Raw genomic sequence first — 20,318 nt, 5'->3', positions numbered from 1 at the left:
TGAGTTGTCCCCTCTGCTCACCTTAAAGATTGGACCAGCCCCGCTGACTATCACGGGCAGCGGTATAAAGTTTGACCAGTAGTGGGCCAATGGCCGGCAACGGCAGGACAAAATCCACCGCGACCGTTTTGATGGCCGCCTCCGGCATGGCGACGGCTTCGGCGGTGGCCGGGTCCTGGACCACCACCAGCCCCCCTCGGCGCTTGACTGCCGCCAGCCCCCGGCTGCCGTCATCGTTGGCCCCGGTCAGGACAATGGCCACCAGGGCCGCGCCATATACATCCGCCGCGCTTTCAAAAAGGAGGTCGATAGAGGGTCTGGCGAATTTGACTCGCCCTTCCAGAGATAACGCGAAACTACCATCATCTTCCAGCAGCAGGTGATAATTGGCCGGGGCCAGATAGACCGTGCCGGGAACAGCCGGCTCCTTATCTTCGGCATCCTTGACCCGCAGGGGGCAATGCTGGTCCAGGTAGTGGGCCAAAAAGCCGTCATCCTCGGGACCCCGGTGCTGGACCACCACCAGCGGCACCGGGAAAGCGGCCGGCAGCTCGGCCAGAATGGTTCGCAGAGCCGCCAGGCCCCCGGCGGAAACCCCCATCACCACCGCCCGGTAAAAGCGGGGCGGCCGACCGGCAAGCATCAAGCTCCCCTGATCTTTCATTAACTGGACCACCGACCTCATTGCAAGCGTTTCTTGAAAATCTTTTCCGCCGGGTACAACTCCTTGAAACGATCCGCTATCTTCAGCAGTTTCAAAGACTCCTTGGAGCCGAGCCAGAGCAGGCCGCCGGGGCAGAGACTGTCCAGAAAGGTGCGGAAAATCCGCTCCTGCAGCTCCCGGTTGAAATAGATCACCACGTTGCGGCAAACCACCAGCTGTACCTCGCTGAAAACGCTGTCGGTCACCAGATTATGGTCGGCGAAAACCACCCGTTTACGCAACCAGCTTTTGAGCAGGATGTTTTCATGATCGGTCTGGTAGTAATCACTCAACGATCCCCGGCCGCCGCTCTTCTGGTAATTGGCCGAATAGAGGCGGGCCTGCTCCAGGGGATAGATCCCCGCCGCAGCTTTTTTCAGCGCCACCTGGTTGAAATCGGTGGCATAAAGCCGGCACCGTTCCAGCAGCCCCTCCTCGTGGAGCAGGATGGCCATGGAGTAGACCTCCTCCCCGGTGGCGCAGCCGGCATGCCAGATTTTGACAAAGGGGTAGGTTTTGAGCAGGGGCACCACATCCTCACGAATCCGCCGGTAGGATGTGGGATCACGAAACATTTCGGTGACGTTGATGGAAAGATCCCGCAGCAGCAGTTCAAAAAAGCCCCGGTCACTGAGGACCCGGTGCAGCATGGCCCCCAGGTCCGCCAGGCCGGCCAGCTCCAGGCGATGGCGCAGGCGCCGGCGGAGATGGGCCAACGAGTAGTCGCGAAAGTCGTAGCCATAATGGCGAAAGATCCCCTCCAGCAGCAGGGAGATCTCCAGATCTTCTATCTCCTGGGCCTGATCCTTCATCGATAGAGCCATACCCGCAGCAGGGAGAGCAGCCGCTCGGTGTCCACCGGCTTGGCCAGATAGTCGTTGGCCCCGGCCGCCAGGCATTTGTCCTTGTCACCCCGCATCGCCTTGGCGGTGAGGGCGATGATCGGCAGCTCACCCCGGGCGGGATCGAGGCGGATCCGCCGCATCGCTTCATAGCCGTCCATCTCGGGCATCATGATATCCATCAGCACCAGGTCGATCTCCGGGTGCTCCGCCAGCTTGGCCAGGGCCTCAACCCCGTTGCGGGCCACCACGATCTCCAGCCCGTTCTCCTCCAGCACACTGGAAAGGGCGAAGATATTACGCATGTCGTCATCGACCAGCAGTACGGTCCGGCCCTTGAATGCCGCCCCCCGACAGTGCAGAGAGTTGAGGATCTCCTGCTGCTGGCTGGGCAGGCTCTTCTCCACCCGATGGAGGAAAAGGGTGGTTTCATCCAGCAGCCGTTCCGGCGAGCGCACCCCTTTGATGATGATCGAGTCGGCATACTGTTGCAGACGCTCCTCCTCGTCGGGGTCGATCTCCCGCCCGGTGTAGATCACGATGGGAATCCGGGAGATCCGCTCATTCTCCTTGACCATGGTCAGCAACTCAAAACCGCTCATGTCGCCCAGCCCCAGGTCGAGGATAACGCAATCGAAATGCTCGTTCTGCAGCAATCGGTAAGCCTCCTCGCCGTTGGCCGCCTCCACCACCTCCACATCACCCCCGGCACCGATCAGGGCCAGAATGGCCTGACGCTGGACCGGATCATCCTCCACCACCAGCAATCTCTTGACCGAGCTCTCCAGGAGTTTTTCGATGCGGCCAAAAACCTGCTCCAGCTTCTCCACGCTCACCGGTTTGGTGAGAAAGCCGATGGCCCCAAGCTGCATCACGTCGTGGCTCTGATCGCTGGCGGAGATAAAATGGACGGGGATGTGCCGGGTTTCAGGGTTTTTCTTAAGCCGGTCCATCACCTCCCGGCCACTGATGCCGGGCAGTCCCATGTCGAGAATGATCCCGCTGGGACGGTAGTAATCGGCCAGATGGAGACCGGTCTCCCCATCCTCGGCCACCAGCCCCTTGTAGCCCCGCTCCCGGGCAAGATCGAGCAGCAGCGAGGCGAAGGCCTCGTCATCTTCGATGATCAGCAGACTCTTGTCGCCTCGGGCCACCGAACGGCGGTCATCGGGGACCAAGGGAGTGGCGGCCGGAGCCGGCGGCTCCTCCCCGCCGGCTCCGGCCGCCGCCACCACTTCGACCGGCCGTTGGCGCGGGGTCGGCCCCTGCCGCGGGGCCGGTTCCCGCCGCGACTCCAGGGTTTCCGGCAACCAAAGGGTAAAGGCGCTGCCCTTGCCCTCCTGACTGGTCACGGTCAGGGCCCCTCCCAACAGCTGGGCCAACTGCCGGGAGATCGAAAGCCCCAGGCCGGTACCGCCAAACTTGCGGCTGGTGGCGCCGTCGGCCTGCTTGAAGGCTTCGAAAACCACCTCCAGTTTATCGGCGGCAATCCCGATGCCGCTGTCGCTCACCCGGAAAAAGAGCGCCCGCTCGGCGGGCAACTCCAAACCCGACGGCAGCTCCTCCGGGCGGGGACGGCCGACCTGGAGCCTGACCTCCCCCGCTTCGGTAAATTTGAGGGCGTTGGAGAGCAGATTTTTCAAGATCTGCCGCAGCCGGGACTCATCGGTGAAGATGGCCTCGGGAAGCTCCCCCGCCAGTTCACTGACCAAACGCAACCGTTTCTGCTCGGCCAGGGGTTGGAGGATCCCCAGCAGCGAGTTGAGCATGCTCTTCAGGTTTACATCCTCGGGACTGATCTCCATCCGCCCGGCTTCGATCTTGGAAAGATCAAGGACCTCGTTGATCAGGTGGAGCAGATCGGAGCCGGAGTTATGGATGGTGGCGGCAAACTCAACCTGTTTGGGCAGCAGGTTCTGCTCCTTGTTGGCGGCCAGCAGCTGGGAGAGGATCAGAATACTGTTGAGGGGGGTTCGCAGCTCATGGCTCATGTTGGCCAGAAACTCCGACTTGTAGCGCCCGGAGGTCTCCAGATCGCGGGCCTTTTCCTCCAGCTGTTTACGGGCCAGCTGCAGCTCCCGGTTGTTTTCGGCCAGGACTTTGCCGCGCTCCTCCAACTCCTCGTTGGTAACCCGCAACTCCTCCTGTTGAACCTGCAGTTGCCCCTCGGAAGCGGCCAGGGCCCGGGCCTGTTCCTGGAGTTCGGCATTGGTCTGGCGCAGCTCCTCCTGCTGGACCTGCAGCCTCTCGGCCTGCTCCTGAGTGGTCTCCAGCAACCGGGCCAATTGGTGCCGAGCGTCGGTGGTATGCACCGCCACCCCGATATTTTCCGCCACCCGCTGGAGCAGCAGTTCCTCACGGGGGCTGAAGGCCCGATGGGTTCCCAGCTCGATCAGGCAGCGGAGTTCATTTTCAAAATAGACCGGCATCACCGCTAAAGCGGTGGCATCGGCCTCCCCCAGCGCGGAAGAGATCTTGAGATAACCCGGCGGCAGATCGTTGACGATCAGCACCCGCCCCTGTTGCAGGGCCCGGCCGATCAGGCCTTCGCCACAATGCACCTTCTGCCGGGCGGCGACTTCGCCGCCGGCGCCATGGGTCTTTATTAAACGGAGATTTTCCGCGTCCTGGGCCAGATAGAAGGCGGCCGCCTGGACGTCCAGCACCTCGACCATGGCCTCCAGGATGTTGTGGGCCAGGCTGAGGGCGTCATGCTCCCCATGCAAACGGTCCCCCACCGTGGTTATCCCATTGCTCAGCCAGCGATCTTCCACCTGCTTGCCGGCCAGCTCCCGCAGGGTGGCGGCCATCCGGTTGAGGGCATGGCTCAAGCGATCATCTTCCGAACGGGGCTCGATGCTGATCTGGTAATCTCCCTGGGAGATCGCCTCGGCCATGGCCGCCACCCGCATTTCATCCCGGATATCGACGATATATTCCACCGCCCCCACGATCCGGCCGTTATCATCCTTAAGGGGCGCGGCCGTGTAACGGTAGGGGGCATCGCCCTTGGGGGTAACAATTATATTTTCCCCGGTCAGGGCCCGATTTTGCACCATGGCCCGCGCCACCCGGCAGCGATCGGAATTGCAGTCCCGGGTGCGGAAAAGCTCGTGGCACTTTTTCCCGATGCACTGGCCCACCGCCAACCGGGCCGAACGGGCGCCGGCCTGGTTGATGAACCGGATGTTCATCTCCCGACCCACCACCTGGATGGGGGTCGGAATGGCGTGCAGGTAGCTGATCGCCTCGGCGTACTGGAGATTGGCCTGGTGCAGATCGGTGAGCACCCCGTTGAAACCGTCAGCCAGCAGATCCCCGCTTCCCAGCGGCGTCAGACGACGGCTGAGATCCCCCTCCCGGGCCGCCCAGCAGACCTCCAGCAGTTCCCGCCGCCAGGCCGCCAACCGGTGAAAACCGGCCAGGGCCCCGGCACAGTCCCCGAGACCAACCGCAGCCAGCTCCTCGGGTTCATCACCATGGGCAAAAGCGGTCAGCCAGTCGCCCATTTTCCGCAGATCCCCCAAAACCGGGGCCACGAAAAACCAGGAGATCCCCCCGGCCGCACCGGCAACCAGCAGCAGGGTCGCCACCCAGACCAGCGGCGCCGGAGCGGCGCCATAGGAACCCGCCAGCACCGCCAGCAACACGGCGACCAGGGCCGAAACCAGGGCGGCCAGCAAGACCCGATAGTAAAGGGAGAGCTTCATCCGTCATCACCCTGATCGTTGGTTTACGGTTGATCGACCTGGCCGGTCACCCAAGGACTCGGTCGCTCCAAAGCAAGCAGTTCACGCACCAGGGACAAAGCCACCGGGAGGGCCGCCGCCACCGACCGGCTCAGCTCTTCCGCGAACCGGTCCACCTCGGCGGCCTCGATCCCGATCAGCTCGACCCTCTCGGGCAGGGCCAGGTCGAGGGAGCGGCCCAAACGGAGCAGGGCGGCCAGATCCCCCCCATGGCTACCGGCAAGATGACGCGCCGGCCCGGCGGAAGCCACCGCCAACCGGGCCACACTCCCCGGCGCCCGGGTTCCGCTCAACATGGCGTCGATAATCAGGGCCCGCTGGTAACCCACCATCAATTCCAGCAGCCCCAACCCGCCACTCCCGGCGGTGACCACCCGGACGCCGGCACCGGGAGGCAAACAATCCCGCAGCAACCCGGCAACCTGCAGACCAACCCCATCGTCGGCCAGCAGCGGATTGCCCAGACCGATCACGATGGTATTCGCCATCTGCCGCCGGGAAAGCCTACCGCCGCCCGCCGGTAAGCCGTTCCAGGGCCTCCCGGTAACGGCTGGCGGTTTTGGCAATGATCTCCGCGGGCAGCGGCGGCGGCGGGGGCGACTTGGGCCAGTCAAGGGAGCTGAGATAATCCCGCAGATACTGTTTATCGAAACTGGGCTGCCCAGCTCCCGGCCGATAGCGATCCGCCGGCCAGAAGCGGGATGAGTCGGGGGTGAGGACCTCATCGATCAGGATCAGGCGATCATTTTCATCCAGCCCCAGCTCGAACTTGGTGTCGGCGATAATGATCCCCTGCTTGAGAGCGTACTCCGCGGCCCGACGGTAAAGCGCCAGACTGGCCCGCCGGGCCTGCTCGGTCAGCTCCCGGCCCAGCAGCTCCTCCATCTGTTGCAGGGAGATATTTTCATCGTGGCTGCCCAAAGCGGCCTTGGTGGAAGGGGTGAAGAGCGGTTCGGGCAGCTTCTCCGATTCCTCCATCCCCGCGGGGAGCTTAAAACCGCAAACCGTGGGGTTCTGTCGATATGCCTGCCAGAAGCTGCCGGAGAGATACCCCCGGACTATACACTCCACCGGCAGGGGCCGGGCCTTCTTGACCAGCATGCTCCGGCCCCGCAACTGCTCCCGATATGGGGCACAGGCGGCGGGATAGGCGGCCGGATCGGCGCTGAGCAGGTGGTTGGGCAGGATATCCTTGAGGTAATCAAACCAGAACAGGGACATCCTGGTGAGAATCTCGCCCTTGCCGGGAATGGGCTCCTTCATCACCACGTCGTAGGCGGAGATCCGATCGGAAGCAACCATCAGCAGGTGCTCTTCCACCTGGTAAAGATCGCGGACCTTGCCCCGGTGCAGCAGTTTGAGGCCGGCAAAACTGGTTTCATAGACGGGGTCGTTCATCACTGGTTCCATGGGTTGTTTGGGGGGTCGACGGCTGTTTGGGGCACGATAACGCCAAACCGCCGCGGCGTAAACAGTTAACCGCCGGCCAAACCGGTCAGAGATCGGCGGGCATGGGGGGCGTGGCGCCTGGCCGCGACGCCACGTAGGCTCCGCGGCGATTGGCCCGCCGCAGGATCTCCGACCAGGGGATGGCGGCGGACAAGTCGGTCCAACCCGGGTTATGGGCGGAGTAATCGGCGATCAGGGCGGCGAAGAAGGCATCTCCCGCCCCCACCGTGTCCACCACCCGCGCCGGTTCCCCGGCTCCGGCAAAAAAACCGGCGGCGGCCACCACCCAGGCCCCCTCCGCCCCCTCGGTGACCACCAGGGCCGCCAACCGGTAGCGCTCCCGGATCGCCACCGCCAGCTCCCGCCGGCCGGCAGGGTCGACGGAGTCGGCGGTGGCCAACCCAAGCCAAGCCCCCAGCTGTTCCAACTCAGCACCGTTAACCTTGACCAGATCGGCATGCTGCAAAGAGTCGAGCACCAGCTCCCGGGAGGTGAAGGGAGGCCTGAGGTTGACATCGTAGAAACAGAAGCGGGCGGCGGCGGCCAGGGCCTGGATGGCCCGACGGGAACAGGGATCGCGCTGGGCCAGGGTGCCGAACACCAGGGCAAAGGGCTCCCGCCCGGCGGCGGCCAGGGCGGCGGCGGGCTCGATATTGTCCCAGGCGGCGGGGGAGACGATCTCATAGGACGGCTCCCGGTCCGGGCCGAAGCTCACCACCACCCGGCCGGTGGGGAGCCCCTCATCCCGCTGCACTCCCTTCAGGGGGAGCCCCAACTCCGCCAGGCGGGCAACGGTGGCCTCACCCAGCTGATCCCGGCCCACCCGGGTGATCACCCGTACCGGTAAGCCCTGGACGGCCAGATGGTAAGCCACATTGATCGGGGCGCCACCCAGCACCTCCCGCTCGGGAAAGATATCCCACACCACTTCACCAACCGAGACAATCATCATCACGACAGGCGCCCGGCCCGCTCCTTGAAGTAGAGGTGATAAAGAAGTTCACTGTACTGGTTGAGCCGGGTCTTGGCCTGTTGGGAGATGGAGTAGCGCCAGAAGCCGTAAACCTTGGTCAGCCTGGTCAGTTTCCGACAGTGCAGGGGCCAGGTGAAGCGGGACTGGGCCCGCTCCAGGGCCCGGCGGGAAAAACCCTGCCAATGGCGGGAATCCTCGGCACAGTGACGGAAGAATTCGTTCAACCGGGCGGTCATCGAGGCCGGATCGGCGGGGTTGATCAGAAAACCCGAGTGTTCATGCTCAATAATCTCCAGGGGTCCGCCGAACTGGGTGGCAAAAACCGGCAATCCCGAATGCATCGCCTCCAGGATGGTCAGGCCGAAGGCCTCGAAGAGGGCGGGCTGGACAAAGATCCCTCCCCGGTCGGCCACAATCCGGTAAGCCTCGCCGGTCTCCCGCTTGCCCAGGAACTTGCCGATCCAGCGCACCTGGCCATGGAGTTGATACTGGTCGAGCAGGCCGTGCATTTTGCGGATCTCCGCCGCCTCCTCGGCGTCCTTGGAGCGCTCCGGATCCACCACGCTGGCCACCATGACCAGGTTGGCCCGCTGCCGTAGCTCCTGATCCTGGCCATAGGCCTCCACCAGACCGGTGAGATTCTTGATCCGGTCCAGACGGGCGATGGTGAAGATCGGGGGTTTGTCCGGTTCGGCCAACCGGCCCAGGCAATCACCATCCTCGGTGCTGAAGAGCAGATCGCTGACCTGTTTGCGCATCTTGGCCGGCCGTGAACGCTTGCGGTTGTAGGGGAAATAGATCTCCTGACTGACCCCGGGAGGGATCACGTTGAACCGGGGATGAAAGAGGTTGATCCCACTGACCACGTTGATCAGTCCCGGCATGGTGAAAAACTGGTAGGATTCGTACTGACCGATACTGTTGTCGGTGCCGGTGATCTCCTGGGCGGTGCTGGTGATGATGAAGTTGGCCTGGTTCATGGCAATCAGGTCAACCATGAACTGAATGGAAAAGTTGTAATCCTGCTCAAATTGATGCCAGTAAAGGTCGCTATAGAGATACTTGGATTTTTCCAGGGCGTGGGCGATGTTACACTGAATCACCCCCATGCTTTTGGAGAGCCGGGTGGCCACCAGGTTGCCATCGGAATAGTTGCCGACGATCAGATCCGGCCGCCCCCCCAGTTCCCGACGAAGCTCCTCCTCGGCATCCACCGCGAACTGGTCCAGATAGGGCCAGATCCGGAAGCGGGAGATCCAGTGGGGCACCACGCTCTGGTCGGGATAGCGGAAGGGCACCCGCAGAATCCAGACATTGGCGGTGCCCTTCACCTTCTCCAGACGCTGATCGGAGGTGGTGCCCTCGTTTTCCGGAATCAACCGGGTGATGATCAATATTTTGGGTTCGATATCCAGGCCGGCGCTCTTCAGGTCCCCAGTCAGGAACTCTTCCAGGGCCTTGGCCTGGTCCAGCACGTAAACCACCTGCCCGCCGGTATCGGGCCGGCCCAGCACGTTATCCTGACCGAACCAGCCGTGGGGGCTGAGCAGCACCACCTTGGAGACCATGGGGATCCGGGAGAGAAACTCCTCCAGATTGGCTTCATCGGGCTGCTCCAGGATATCCTGGAGCAGATGCATGGTCTCCAGAATCCGAGGCAGGGAATCCCCCCAACCCTCCAGAAAACCGAACTTGGCCAGCCGCTGGTAGATTCTGGCCAGATCATCGGGATAGCGACAACGCTCGAGGAAATCCATCGCTTGCCCCAGGGCGGCTTCCAGCCCTTCCGAGTTGCCCACCAGGGTTCCGTTGAGCAGCAGCTGCACCCCGTGCAACTGATGCAGCTTGAGGAATTCGTAGAGGGAGCGGTTCCATTTCTCCGGATGGTTGGCCAGGTTGCCCGACATGTGACGATTGAGGAACTTGATCCCCTGGCCGATGGTGTTGGGGTCCTTCAAGCCGGGGCCATAATCGTAGAAAGGGGCCAGATCCAGGGCCAGGGTGCGCTGCTGGGGCGGCAGTTCAGGCCGGAGCAACCGCTCCTTGAGGGTCAGAAAATCGAGGACCGAGAGCGCCGTGAGCTGATCGTTCTCCGGGCTCAAGGCAAAGATCCGGCAGTTGGCCCGCCGGTGGCGATAGATGATGATCAGCAGATCGGCGGCAAAGAGGATCTCCTGGGTTTTGCGCAAAAAACGCCAGGAACCGGCCAAGTCACCGGCCTCCGGATGCTGCTCGCAATAGGCGTGGAAGGCCATCAGGATATCGTTGCGCAGCAGCAGGGGCGGCTCGGGGGGCTCCAGGCCCAGCAAAAATTCGCGCAACTGCGGGATCTCCTGCTCCTCGACAAAACTGCTTAGATCGTCAGCCATCTATCTTTAACTCCCGTTATTTCTCTTTACTGACCGGTTCCTGAAGGAACTGGTAGTGACGGATGCCGTCCAGGATCCCGGCGGCATACTCCTTTTTACTGAAATACATCTTGCGCTGGCCCCGCAACGACTCCAGCTCCTTGCTATAGTTGCCAACCACCACCCCGCAGGTATCGCCCCGCAGCATCTGGGCGTCGGTGCCGGAATCACCGCAGATCATGATGCCGGGCAAAGGGATGTTCCATTTGTAGCTGAGATAGCGCAGCGCCTTGCTCTTGGAGGCCCGGTAGGGCAGGATGTCGAGAAACTGGCCGTGGGAAAACTCCAGGGTGTAGTGCAACTTTCTCTTTTGGAGGGCGAAATGGACCCTGGCCAGCTGTTCCCGGTCATCGGCCATGAAGTAGCTGATCTTGAAGGGGTGCTGACTCTCCCCCTCCTGGGGGTCGAGGAAGGAGAGGGAGGCCAATGCCTTGCGAATGGCCGCCGGTTTCCACTGGTGGCTCAAGTGTTGCTGCCAGCCATTGTCGCCCCCGAAATCGGGGCCGTAGTAGATCTCGGTTCCCACTGCGGCGATGATGATATCCGGGGCCGGGATATCATGTTCGGTCAACAGTAGCCGGGTGGCCTCCAGACTCCGGCCGGTGGCCAGACCCCAGGCCACTTTTTGCCGATGCTGATCCAGCAGTTCCAACAGCTCCCGCATGGCCGGCTCATCCCCCACCAGGGTGTTGTCAATATCGGTGATCAGCAAGCGATCCACCTCGGCCAGCCGCTTCCCGATGGCCCGGGGTTTTTGGGCCGCCGCCTCGGGGCTGATCCGGGGCATGGCCGCCAGGGCCTGATCATAGACCTCGACAGTGGTGGCACAATGGGATTCCCAGGAGTAGTGATTGCGGACCCCGATGATCCCGTTGCGGGAGAACTTGTCCCACAGCTCCCGGTCCACCAGGATCCGCTTGCAGGCCTCGGCGATTTCCGCGCTGGAAGTGGGGTCGATCAGCAGACCGTTCTCACAGTTGGCGATGATATCGGAGGGCCCTCCATCCCGGGTGGCGACAATGGGCAAGCCGGTGGAAGCCGCCTCCACCAGGGTCAGGCCGAAGGGCTCCACCAGGGCGGGATTGACGAAGACCCCGCGGCTGTCGGCGCAAAGCCGGTAAAGCTCGGGCACCTCCAGGGAAAAATTATGTTTTTTGGGAATCGCCAGCTTGCCGTAGAGGTCATAGGTGTCCATCAGCAGCAGCATCTCGGTCAGGACATTGCGCTCATTCTCCTCCATGGTGGAAATATCCTTGCGAATGCCGGCGAAAATCGCCAGATTGGCAATGGCCTGCAGATCCTTGTCCTCACCGTAGGCCTTGATCAGGCCGGCGATATTCTTGCGCTGGTCGGGGCGGCACAACGCCAGGATGATCGGCTTGTGGGTGGAGTTCCAGAAACGCTGCAACTCCCGCAGCAGCATGGCCCTGACCTGCCGGGCCAGCTCATCGCCGCCGTTCTGCTGATCGAGCTGATTGTGGTAATAGGGGTAAAAAATTTCGATATCGATGCCGGGGGGAACCACGTTATAACTGCCGGCGGCGAAACTTTCGTAGAGGGAGTACTGTTTGTCGATCTCATGGCGGGTGCTGACGATGATCTGTTCCGAATCGCGGATCACCCGCTCCTCCACCCCGATCCGGTGATCGATGTGATAACGGCGGTTGATCTCGTCGCTGCTCAGCCCCTCACTCAACAGCTTGCCCTTCTTGTGGGCCCCCATGGAGTGACCGGTAAACACGAAGGGGGTACCGAAAAAGGAGGCCAGCTCCCGGGCCACATATCCGCCATCGGCGTAATGGCCATGGAAGATATCGGGGATCCGACCCTGTTTTTTGATGTACTTGACGGTTTTGTCCACCATCTCGTCAAGATGGGGCCAAAGCAGCTCTTTACGCTGATATTTGCGGCCACCGCACTGAACCCGGACAATCCGAGCCTCGGCACTGAGCGGCTCCACCGGGCGGGCGTAATCCTGGGAGATGGCCCGATCATCGATCAGCCGGGTGACCAACTCAACCCGCCCCACCTCGGGCCGTCGGCCCAGGGCCCGGGCCAATTCGAGCACATATTTGACCTGCCCGCCGGTATCGGCATCTCTGCCCAGCTCCGGGGCTTCCCCCCGAACCAAGCCGTGGACGCTGAACATCTGGACGTAAAGTTCCTGCTTTCCGGTCATAAGCTGCTCCTTGCCGCGGAAGTCGGGTAGGCGGCCGTTGGCCCCTCCCCTTTCAACTCAGCGATGAAACCATCTCTTCATCTCCTCGGGTTCAAAGCGGCGAAAAACCGGACGCCCATGGGGACAACGGGAGAAGATTCCGGCCGTCTGCATCTCCAGAAGCAACCGTTCCATCTCCTCGGGCTCCAGGCGTTGCCCGGCCTTGATCGCCGCCTGACAGGCCATCCCGGCCAGCACCTGCTCCAGGGTGGCTTCGCTCTGCTTGGCCGGGCCATCCTCCAGAAAACCGGCCAGCACTCCCGCCGCTATCTCCGCCGGCGCTCTCCTGGCCAACAGGGCCGGCACCGCCTTGACCAGGTAGCTGTTGCCGCCAAAGGGGGCAAGCTCCAGGCCCAGGCGGGTGATCTCCCCGGCCCGATTTTCCACCACCGCCGCCTCGGCGGGATTGAGCTCGAGAACCACCGGAAAGAGCAGGGCCTGACGGGCCAGCCCCTGCTCCCCGTACTGGCGGCGCAAGCGCTCAAAGAGCAGTCGCTCATGGGCGGCGTGCTGATCCACCGCCAACAGCCCCCCTCCGCTTTCACAAAGGATATAGGAGGCGAGTACCTGGCCCAGTAGCCGGGGCGGCCCCGGTTGCTCAGCATCCGCGGCCAGCTCCCCAACCTCGACAACCTGCCTTGCCGGTACCGACTGGGTGCCACGGGCCGGGGCCGCCGGAGCGACGGCAAAATCGGGCAAGCTTTCCGCCACCTGTTCGTCGGTCCGCTGGACGGAGGCCGACCAGGGGAGGTGGCGGGATACCAGGGGCCGCGGTTCCGCCTTTTGTCCCTGGTCCACCGGCGCGACCTCCTCGGCGAGGGGCCGGGCGGGGGCCGGTTTACCCCCGGGGGGGCCGAAAAGGGTCCGACGCCGCTGTTGCTCATGGCGGCCGACGGCGGCGGCCACCGCCTGGCGGACCGCGTCATGAACGGCAGGGGCCCGCTGAAAACGGATCTCCTGCTTGGTGGGATGAACATTGACATCCACCAGGGCCGGATCAAGGCGGATAAAAATGACTCCCGCCGGCTGACGGCCCCGGGCCAGCTGATTCCGCAACCCTTCAGCCACCGCGTGGCCGATCATCCGATCCCGCACCGGTCGGTCGTTGACAAAAACTCGCAGCCTGCCCCCGGTGGCCGGGGTCTCTTCGGGCAGGAGCAGCAAGCCGAACACCTCGATCTCCTCCCCCACCTCGACGGTGATCAGGTCCCCACCTCCCCCCGCAGCCAGCAGCCGGCGAATCCGGGCCGCGGCGTCATCAACCTCCGCCGGCCACTGCAGGACCGTGCGGCCATCCACCTGATAGTGCAGGCCAATGGCGGGGAAGGCCAGGCCGCAATTCTTAACGCACTCCTCCACATGGTAGAGTTCGGTGCGCGGGGTTTTCAGAAATTTACGGCGGGCCGGAACGTTGCCGAAGAGATCGCGCACCTCGATACTGGTGCCACGGGGAGCTCCCGCCTCCAACACCCGGCGCACGGTGCCGAAGCTGACCTCCACCTGGCCACCCAGATCAGCCCCCCCAGGGCGGGAAACGATCCGCAGCCGGCTGACCGAGGCGATACTGGGCAGAGCCTCGCCCCGGAAGCCCAGGGTCTTGATGGCGGTCATCCCGGCCTGATCGCGGAGCTTACTGGTGGCATGGCGCTCCAGACAGAGCAGCAGATCGTCGGCGTCCATGCCGCCCCCGTCGTCGATCACCCGGATACAGGCGGTGGCGTTGCCCTCCACCTGAACGGTGATGGTCCGGGCTCCGGCGTCCACCGCGTTTTCCAGCAACTCCTTGACCACCGAGGCGGGTCGCTCCACCACCTCGCCGGCGGCGATCTGATTGGCCAGCTGTTCGGACAGAATTCTGATCGCCGACAAGTGTTACCGCCCCACGGTAAGTTGGTTGTTGACCCAGTTGCGATCCCACCACTCGACGGGATCGACAAAAACTCCGTTAACCAGCATGCTGAAATGGAGATGATCCCCCCCCGCCATCCCGGTGACCCCGCTGTAGCCCAGGAGATCGTCCCGTTCAACCCGCTGGCCCACCTCGACACTGATCCGGCTCAAGTGGGAATAGAGGCTGAAAACTCCCTGGCCATGATCAAGGATGACGACATTACCGTAAATTCCCAAATATTCGGCAAAGACCACGATGCCGTTATTGGCCGCCTCGATCTCGGCGTGGCGAACCGAAGCCAGATCCACCCCGAGATGGACCTGTTCGTCGATCTTCCGTCCATCATAAAAGTAGCTGCGCCGATCAGCAAAGCCGGCCCGCTGACTGCTGCGGGCCATCCGGGAAAAACCTCCCTCCCAGAGCCGTTCCGGATGGGAGTCGCGGCACAGTTCCGCGATTCTCTGATCATTCATCTGCCGCACCGTCCGGTTGACATAAAGGTACTGTTCCAGATAGGAGCCGGCAAGCTCCGGGTAATGATCGGCAAATTCCGGCAGTTTGGCCCGGAGAAAGTTTTCAGAAACATTGATCCGGTCAGCGGTCTGCTGCACCCGGCGCAGGTTGATACCAAAGCCGGCCCGCCCCAGGTTGCCGGCCAGATCCTCGGCCACCACCACCGCTTCGCTGATCTCTTCGGTATCATAGGACAGGCCGATATAGGCCAGATACTCGCCGGCGCGTTCGGCCGAGAGCGGAAAGCCGGGGTGGAAGTGGCCGTTGAGCATCACCCCGTGGCCGGCCACCTCCTCGTCGATGGTGTAGCGGACCAGACCGCTGCCGCCGGCCCGCACATAGCGGGTCGCCTGGCCCACGCTGATCACCGGCGGTCGGGTATCGATCACCAGGGGAATGATGGTCTCGCTGCGGTTGCCGGCCAGCCAGTTGCGCCAGGAGTGATCCACGGCCCGCAAAATCAGGTCGGCCCGACCGTCGCCAAGCTCCAGTTCGCGGGGCGCCACCTCGATCACCTCACTGAAACTCTCCGGTCCGGCCTGAAATATCCAGCTGCGCCGGGGAAAATCCCGCCGTAACAACTCAACCTCTCGCTGCCCCTGGCGCAGAAATACCGTCACCTGCCGCAGACCCCGGCCGGTATCGTCGGCCTGCACGGCAATTTCACCGCTCAGGCCCAGGCGGGTCAGCTCCCCAGCCAGGGCGGGCCGGGGCGGCTCCCCCTCATGCAGCCGAGCCAGCAGCACCAGCAAGGGCACCAACAAAACCGCCAGGATCAACAGAATATAGAACGCGAGGGAAGGGTAGGTTTTACTCCCCCGTTTTTCGATGGGCTCAAGACTCATGACACACTCCAGGACAAGGAATAAAGGTTGAGGGCGGGATGAAAAAAATGTTTAACGCACAAACTGGCAGGATTCTAACACAGCCGCCCATGAAAAGGTAGGGTGCAGTGGCTATTTTCCTTTTGCGTTGCCGGGGAAATAGTGTATTGATGCACTTTTTAAATTGGTGATCGGTCATTTTTCGCTGGTGAAATTCGACTTTGGTCGCCCAGAGCTACTACCACCCTGCGCCATGAGCTCGACTTCCGTCCATACCCTGATCGTCGGCGCCGGCCCGGCGGGCCTGGCGGCGGCCGCCACCCTGGCCGGAGCCGGAGTGGAGGTGGTGGTCCTGGAGCGGCAGGACCAGGTGGGCCCCAAACCCTGCGCCGGCGGCATTCCCTGCACCAGCCTCGACCCCGCCCTGCCCCCCCAACTGCTTGAACGTAGTTTTAAGCGCCAGCGGGTGGTCACCGGCTGCCAGGACTTTCAGCTCACTGCCGACTCACCCATCATCTCCACCATCAACCGCGAGAAGTTGGGGAACTGGATGCGGCAACGGGCCGAAGCCGCCGGGGCCGAAATCCTCTGCGGGGTCCGGGCCCGGCGGATCACGGAACAACGGCTGCACACCGACCAAGGGGTGTTCAAGTTCCGCTATCTGGTGGGTGCCGACGGCAGCAACTCCCTGGTTCGCCGCCACCTGGGCCTGCCCCTGCAACTGGCGGGAGTCGGCATCACCTATCAGCTTTCCGGCCACTTTCCCGAGATGGAGTGGCATTTAAACCAGGATCTTTTCGGCAACGGCTACGCCTGGATCTTCCCCCACCGCGACAGTGCCTCGGTGGGGGTCTACGCCTACCGGGGCGGGCTGCCCTCCCACCTGCTGCATGATCGGTTCCGGGCCTGGTCCGCCCGGCGGGGCCTGGATCTGACCCAGGACCGTCCCCGGGCCTCCCTGGTCAGCTTTGACTATCGTGGAGCCCGCTTCGGCAATATCCTGCTGGCCGGGGACGCAGCCGGCCTGGCTTCCGGACTCACCGGCGAGGGGATCGCCGCCGCCCTCTACTCCGGGCGGGCGGCGGCCCGGGCGATTCTGGCCGGCGAGCAACATCAGCCGGAACTTTCCGCACTTTTACGGCGTCACTTCATGCATCGCCGTTTGACGACCATCACTGCCAATCGCCCCCTTTGCAGTCGGGTGATCATCAACGCCCTGGCCTGGGCCTTACGCTGGCGCCTGCTCGATCACGGCACCCTGGAGCTGCTGCCGCCAAAAGCACACAATGGAGACCACCATGGGAACAAAAAGTAGCAAAGGTAAGATCTGGCTGTTCAACGTCATCTTTGTCGTCGTCTGCCTGGGCATCTTTCTCCTGCTCTGGAACGCGCCGCCGGAAACCACGCCCCGGCTGCCCCATGACGACAACCACCAGCCCTTCTTCGCCATGGACAAAAAGGAGGCGGAAAAGTTCTGTGAAAACTGCCACCAGCCCGATGGAATAAGGCCCCTGCCCGAAACCCACCCCCCCACCTACCGCTGCCTCCTCTGCCACAAGCGGGATTTTTAGCGGGATAACCCGGGGAAAAACTGCGATGAACGATAACTGGGCCCCAAAACTGGTCCTGGAACCGGCCGATTTGGCCGGCCTCAATGATCTGGGGCGGCGTCTGGGGGAACTGGTGATACCGGGAGATGTGATCACCCTGGAGGGAGCGCTGGGGGTGGGCAAGACCACCCTGACCCAGGCGATTGCCGCCGGAATGGCGGTACCGGCCGATCAGTTCGTCACCAGCCCCACATTCGGCATCATCCATGAACATCAGGGCCGGCTGCCCCTTTACCACCTGGATCTCTACCGTCTGGACGGCGGCGAGGAGGAGTTGCTGGAACTGGGGATCGAGGAGTACCTTTACGGTGAGGGGGTCTGTGTCATCGAATGGCCGGGGCGCCTGGGCGGCCTCATCCCAAATCGCCGCCTGGAGGTGGCCTTGGAGTTCCATGGCGCCAGCGGCCGCCGGCTCACCCTGATCGCTTTCGGCAGTTCCTGGCGCTCGCGGCTGGCCGGGCTATAAAGCAACAGCAAGCGGCAAACCCCGGCCCATCGTCACCCCTGGCCGGCCAGCAACCGCTCCAGAATGGCCGCCATTTTCTGGCGATCGATGGGTTTGCTTAGAAAGGCGCTCATCCCGGCGGCGTAGCAGCTCTCCTCATCCTCTTTGCGGGCATGGGCGGTGAGACCGACGATGGGCAACGGGGAAGAGCGGTCGGCCAGGGTGGCGTATTGGCTCCGGTCGGCCGGATCGTTTTCCAGGGCGCGGATCCGGTGGGTGGCGGTAATCCCATCCATGCGCGGCATCTGCACATCCATGAAGACCAGATCGAACCGGCTCTCCCGCATGGCCTCCAAACCCTCCACTCCATCAACCGCCGTCTCCACCTCATAACCCAGCTTACCGATCAACAGGGAAGCCAACCGGCGATTGACCGGATTGTCTTCCACCAGCAGAATCCGCCCGCCTACAATGGCGGGGACGGCGGTTGAGGCGGGAATGGGCCGCCGGGGAGCCTTGCCCGGGGCAACTTGGGCCACCGGAGCCAGGCTGATCGCGAAACTGAAGGTGCTGCCCACCCCTTCCCGGCTCTCCACCTGGATGCCACCTCCCATCAACTCCACCAGTTGCTTGCTGATGGCCAGCCCCAAACCGGTGCCACCGAACCGGCGGGTGGTGGAGCCATCGGCCTGGGTAAACTTTTCAAACACCGCCCGCAAGCGGGAGGCGGGAATCCCGATCCCGCTGTCCTGGACCACAAAACGAAGGGGGATCAGCGGTCCGCCTGCGGTGTCACCCCCGACCCGCTCGACCCGCAGCTCAACCCCTCCCCGTTCGGTGAACTTCACCGCGTTCCCCAGCAGGTTGAGCAGCACCTGGTGCAAACGGTGACCGTCGGCCAGCAGCTGCACCGGCAGGGCAGGATCACGATAAACGCTGAGATTGATCCCCTTGCTTTTGGCGCTCAGGGCGAAGATCGCCGTCACCCCGGCCAGCAGCTCATCGAGATTGAAAGGGGCCGGGGCAAGCTCCAGCTTGCCGGCCTCAATCTTGGCCAGATCCAGAATGTCATTAATCTGGGTCAACAGAGAGGCGGAGGCCTGGCGGATGGTCCGGCAATATTCATCCTGCTCCCCGCTTAAGGGGGTATTGGCCAGCAGCTCGGCAAATCCGATGATCGCGTTCATCGGTGTCCGCAACTCGTGACTCATATTGGCCAGAAATTCGCTCTTATGGCGACTGATCTCCTCCAGGCGGGCGTTGGTCTTACGCAACTCGGCTGTTTGCCTGGCGATTTCGCTCTCCAGGTTGCGGGCGTACTCCTGCTCCCGCTCCTGATGAATGCGGTACTGGCGGTAGTTGTCCTCGATCAGCTCGCTATGCTGGCGTTTGAGCACTTCGATCTGGCGGCGATACTGCTCCTCCTGGGCCACCGCCTCCTCTCGCTCCTCCGCCCGCAAGGCATAGTGCAAGGCGTGAACCAAAAGGGCCGCTCCGGCCGGTTCGCGGCCCAGATCAACCTCGCCGGGCAGCCACCAGAACAGAACCGCGCTGAATTCCGGCACCGCGAAGGCGTAGAGCCAGCCGGCGGCAACCCGCCGGGCCGGCGGCACTCCTGGGAACTGGCTCTGGGTAGAAGTGGCAGCGACCGCCGCCGCCAGTTCCTCCTCCAACTCCGCGTCCAGTCCAAAAACGACCCCTTCCCGCAACCGCTCACCGCCGGGGGAGAGCAGCAGCAGACCACCACCGGGGACGATGTTGGAGAGGGTGCGCAGAAAAAGCTCCCGGGGCCGCAGCTCGTCGATCAGATCGGCAAATATTTGGTCAAAGCCGGAGTCAATCATCGCTGTGATAAAGTTCCCTGGCTTTGGCCATCTCCGCCGGCAGATCACGGACGATGATCTTGTAGTTGACCATCATACTTTTGACATGCCGGGCCAGAGGGGGGGGAAGAGCGGGCACCGGGGCGCCGGGCACCGGATTGTGCTGCATTTTAAAGGCCATGAAGTCGGCCAGCACGATAATGGCCGAGAGACTGGGGATGGCGAACTTTTTCTCCGGATCATGGTGAAACCGAATCGCCTTGAGTACCTCGGGGGGGAGTTTCCACTCCTGGGCCAGCAGCACCCCAACCTCACAGTGATCGGTCCCCAGGCGGCGCCTTTCACACTCAGTCAGCGAACCTTTGCCCTGGCGCAAATCATCGGCGGCCAGCCGCAACTCCTCGCCGGCCACCTGATCCTCGGCCACCAGGCCGACATCATGGATAATCCCGGCCAAGAAGGCCTCATCTCCGGCCAGACCGAAGATCCGCTTGGCAATCATCTCGGCCAGGATGGCCACGGTGGCCGAGTGGAGCCAGAGCTGTTCCCGGGAAAAACGTTTGTCTTCCCCTTTGAACATGCTGCGCAGGGCCTCCACCGCCACTAGGTTGCGCAACTGCTTGATGCCGCAGAAGACCACGGCCTTGGAGATCGATTCCACCTTGCGGGCCAAACCGAAATAGGGACTGTTGACCAGGCGCAGCAGCCGGGTAACCAGCACCGGGTCCAGCCTGATCACCTCCTCAAAATCGTGCATGGTGGCCTGCTCTTGGTTGACCAGCTGGGCCACCCGGAGCGCGACATGGGGCAGGGTTTTGAAATCGCTGAACTTGCGGACTATGGTTTTGGCGTCCATCATGGGAGTGGGCA

15 protein-coding genes are annotated in these 20,318 nt (G+C 62.9%); 3 read left to right on the top strand and 12 right to left on the bottom strand.

The window, feature by feature from the left end:
• Nucleotides 1-22: 22 nt before the first annotated feature.
• The 10 genes from ACHHRT_RS08670 to ACHHRT_RS08625 form a co-directional block, all read right to left on the bottom strand.
• A complete protein-coding gene (locus ACHHRT_RS08670; RefSeq protein ID WP_395499372.1) occupies nt 23-643 on the bottom strand; it encodes a chemotaxis protein CheB in 621 nt (206 codons plus the stop codon).
• 38 nt (nt 644-681) lie between these two features.
• On the bottom strand, nt 682-1,527 hold the full coding sequence (locus ACHHRT_RS08665) for a CheR family methyltransferase (RefSeq protein WP_395499371.1): 846 nt from the start codon (nt 1,525-1,527) through the stop codon (nt 682-684).
• A complete protein-coding gene (locus tag ACHHRT_RS08660; protein WP_395499370.1) occupies nt 1,512-5,255 on the bottom strand; it encodes a response regulator in 3,744 nt (1,247 codons plus the stop codon). Before ACHHRT_RS08660 ends, ACHHRT_RS08665 begins: the two co-directional genes overlap by 16 nt.
• Nucleotides 5,256-5,278: 23 nt before the next feature.
• Entirely contained in the window at nt 5,279-5,782 is a 504-nt protein-coding gene (locus ACHHRT_RS08655; RefSeq protein ID WP_395499369.1) for a hydrogenase maturation protease, read from the bottom strand.
• 16 nt (nt 5,783-5,798) lie between these two features.
• A complete protein-coding gene (locus ACHHRT_RS08650) occupies nt 5,799-6,692 on the bottom strand; it encodes a phosphoribosylaminoimidazolesuccinocarboxamide synthase (RefSeq protein ID WP_395499410.1) in 894 nt (297 codons plus the stop codon).
• A gap of 97 nt (nt 6,693-6,789) precedes the next feature.
• Nucleotides 6,790-7,695 (bottom strand): carbohydrate kinase family protein, encoded by a 906-nt coding sequence (locus ACHHRT_RS08645; protein WP_395499368.1) that lies wholly within the window; start codon nt 7,693-7,695, stop codon nt 6,790-6,792.
• Entirely contained in the window at nt 7,695-10,085 is a 2,391-nt protein-coding gene (locus tag ACHHRT_RS08640) for a sucrose synthase (protein ID WP_395499367.1), read from the bottom strand. The genes ACHHRT_RS08645 and ACHHRT_RS08640 overlap by 1 nt, the downstream gene beginning before the upstream one ends.
• A 16-nt stretch (nt 10,086-10,101) precedes the next feature.
• On the bottom strand, nt 10,102-12,303 hold the full coding sequence (locus tag ACHHRT_RS08635; protein ID WP_395499366.1) for an HAD-IIB family hydrolase: 2,202 nt from the start codon (nt 12,301-12,303) through the stop codon (nt 10,102-10,104).
• A 57-nt stretch (nt 12,304-12,360) separates the two neighbouring features.
• On the bottom strand, nt 12,361-14,211 hold the full coding sequence (mutL, locus tag ACHHRT_RS08630; RefSeq protein ID WP_395499365.1) for a DNA mismatch repair endonuclease MutL: 1,851 nt from the start codon (nt 14,209-14,211) through the stop codon (nt 12,361-12,363).
• A 3-nt stretch (nt 14,212-14,214) separates the two neighbouring features.
• On the bottom strand, nt 14,215-15,591 hold the full coding sequence (locus ACHHRT_RS08625; RefSeq protein WP_395499364.1) for a M23 family metallopeptidase: 1,377 nt from the start codon (nt 15,589-15,591) through the stop codon (nt 14,215-14,217).
• A gap of 232 nt (nt 15,592-15,823) precedes the next feature.
• Between ACHHRT_RS08625 and ACHHRT_RS08620 the strand changes: the two genes are divergently transcribed.
• From ACHHRT_RS08620 to tsaE, 3 genes are read left to right on the top strand one after another with little or no spacing between them, the layout of a single operon-like run.
• The gene (locus ACHHRT_RS08620) at nt 15,824-16,885 is read left to right on the top strand and encodes an NAD(P)/FAD-dependent oxidoreductase (protein WP_395499363.1); all 1,062 of its coding nucleotides are present in this window, start codon (nt 15,824-15,826) and stop codon (nt 16,883-16,885) included.
• Nucleotides 16,869-17,141 carry a hypothetical protein gene (locus ACHHRT_RS08615; protein WP_395499362.1) on the top strand — a complete coding sequence of 91 codons (273 nt, stop codon included), beginning with the start codon at nt 16,869-16,871 and terminating at the stop codon, nt 17,139-17,141. Before ACHHRT_RS08620 ends, ACHHRT_RS08615 begins: the two co-directional genes overlap by 17 nt.
• A 25-nt stretch (nt 17,142-17,166) precedes the next feature.
• Entirely contained in the window at nt 17,167-17,646 is a 480-nt protein-coding gene (gene tsaE / locus ACHHRT_RS08610; protein ID WP_395499361.1) for a tRNA (adenosine(37)-N6)-threonylcarbamoyltransferase complex ATPase subunit type 1 TsaE, read from the top strand.
• A gap of 32 nt (nt 17,647-17,678) precedes the next feature.
• Here the strand turns inward: tsaE and ACHHRT_RS08605 are convergent, their stop codons facing one another.
• Both ACHHRT_RS08605 and ACHHRT_RS08600 read right to left on the bottom strand, forming a co-directional pair.
• Nucleotides 17,679-19,469 (bottom strand): ATP-binding protein, encoded by a 1,791-nt coding sequence (locus ACHHRT_RS08605; RefSeq protein WP_395499360.1) that lies wholly within the window; start codon nt 19,467-19,469, stop codon nt 17,679-17,681.
• On the bottom strand, nt 19,462-20,307 hold the full coding sequence (locus ACHHRT_RS08600) for an HDOD domain-containing protein (protein WP_395499359.1): 846 nt from the start codon (nt 20,305-20,307) through the stop codon (nt 19,462-19,464). The genes ACHHRT_RS08605 and ACHHRT_RS08600 overlap by 8 nt, the downstream gene beginning before the upstream one ends.
• Nucleotides 20,308-20,318: the final 11 nt, after the last annotated feature.

Source organism: Desulfurivibrio modestus (genome assembly GCF_044068625.1).
Lineage (GTDB): Bacteria > Desulfobacterota > Desulfobulbia > Desulfobulbales > Desulfurivibrionaceae > Desulfurivibrio.
This window is presented reverse-complemented; position numbering and strand designations above follow the sequence as displayed.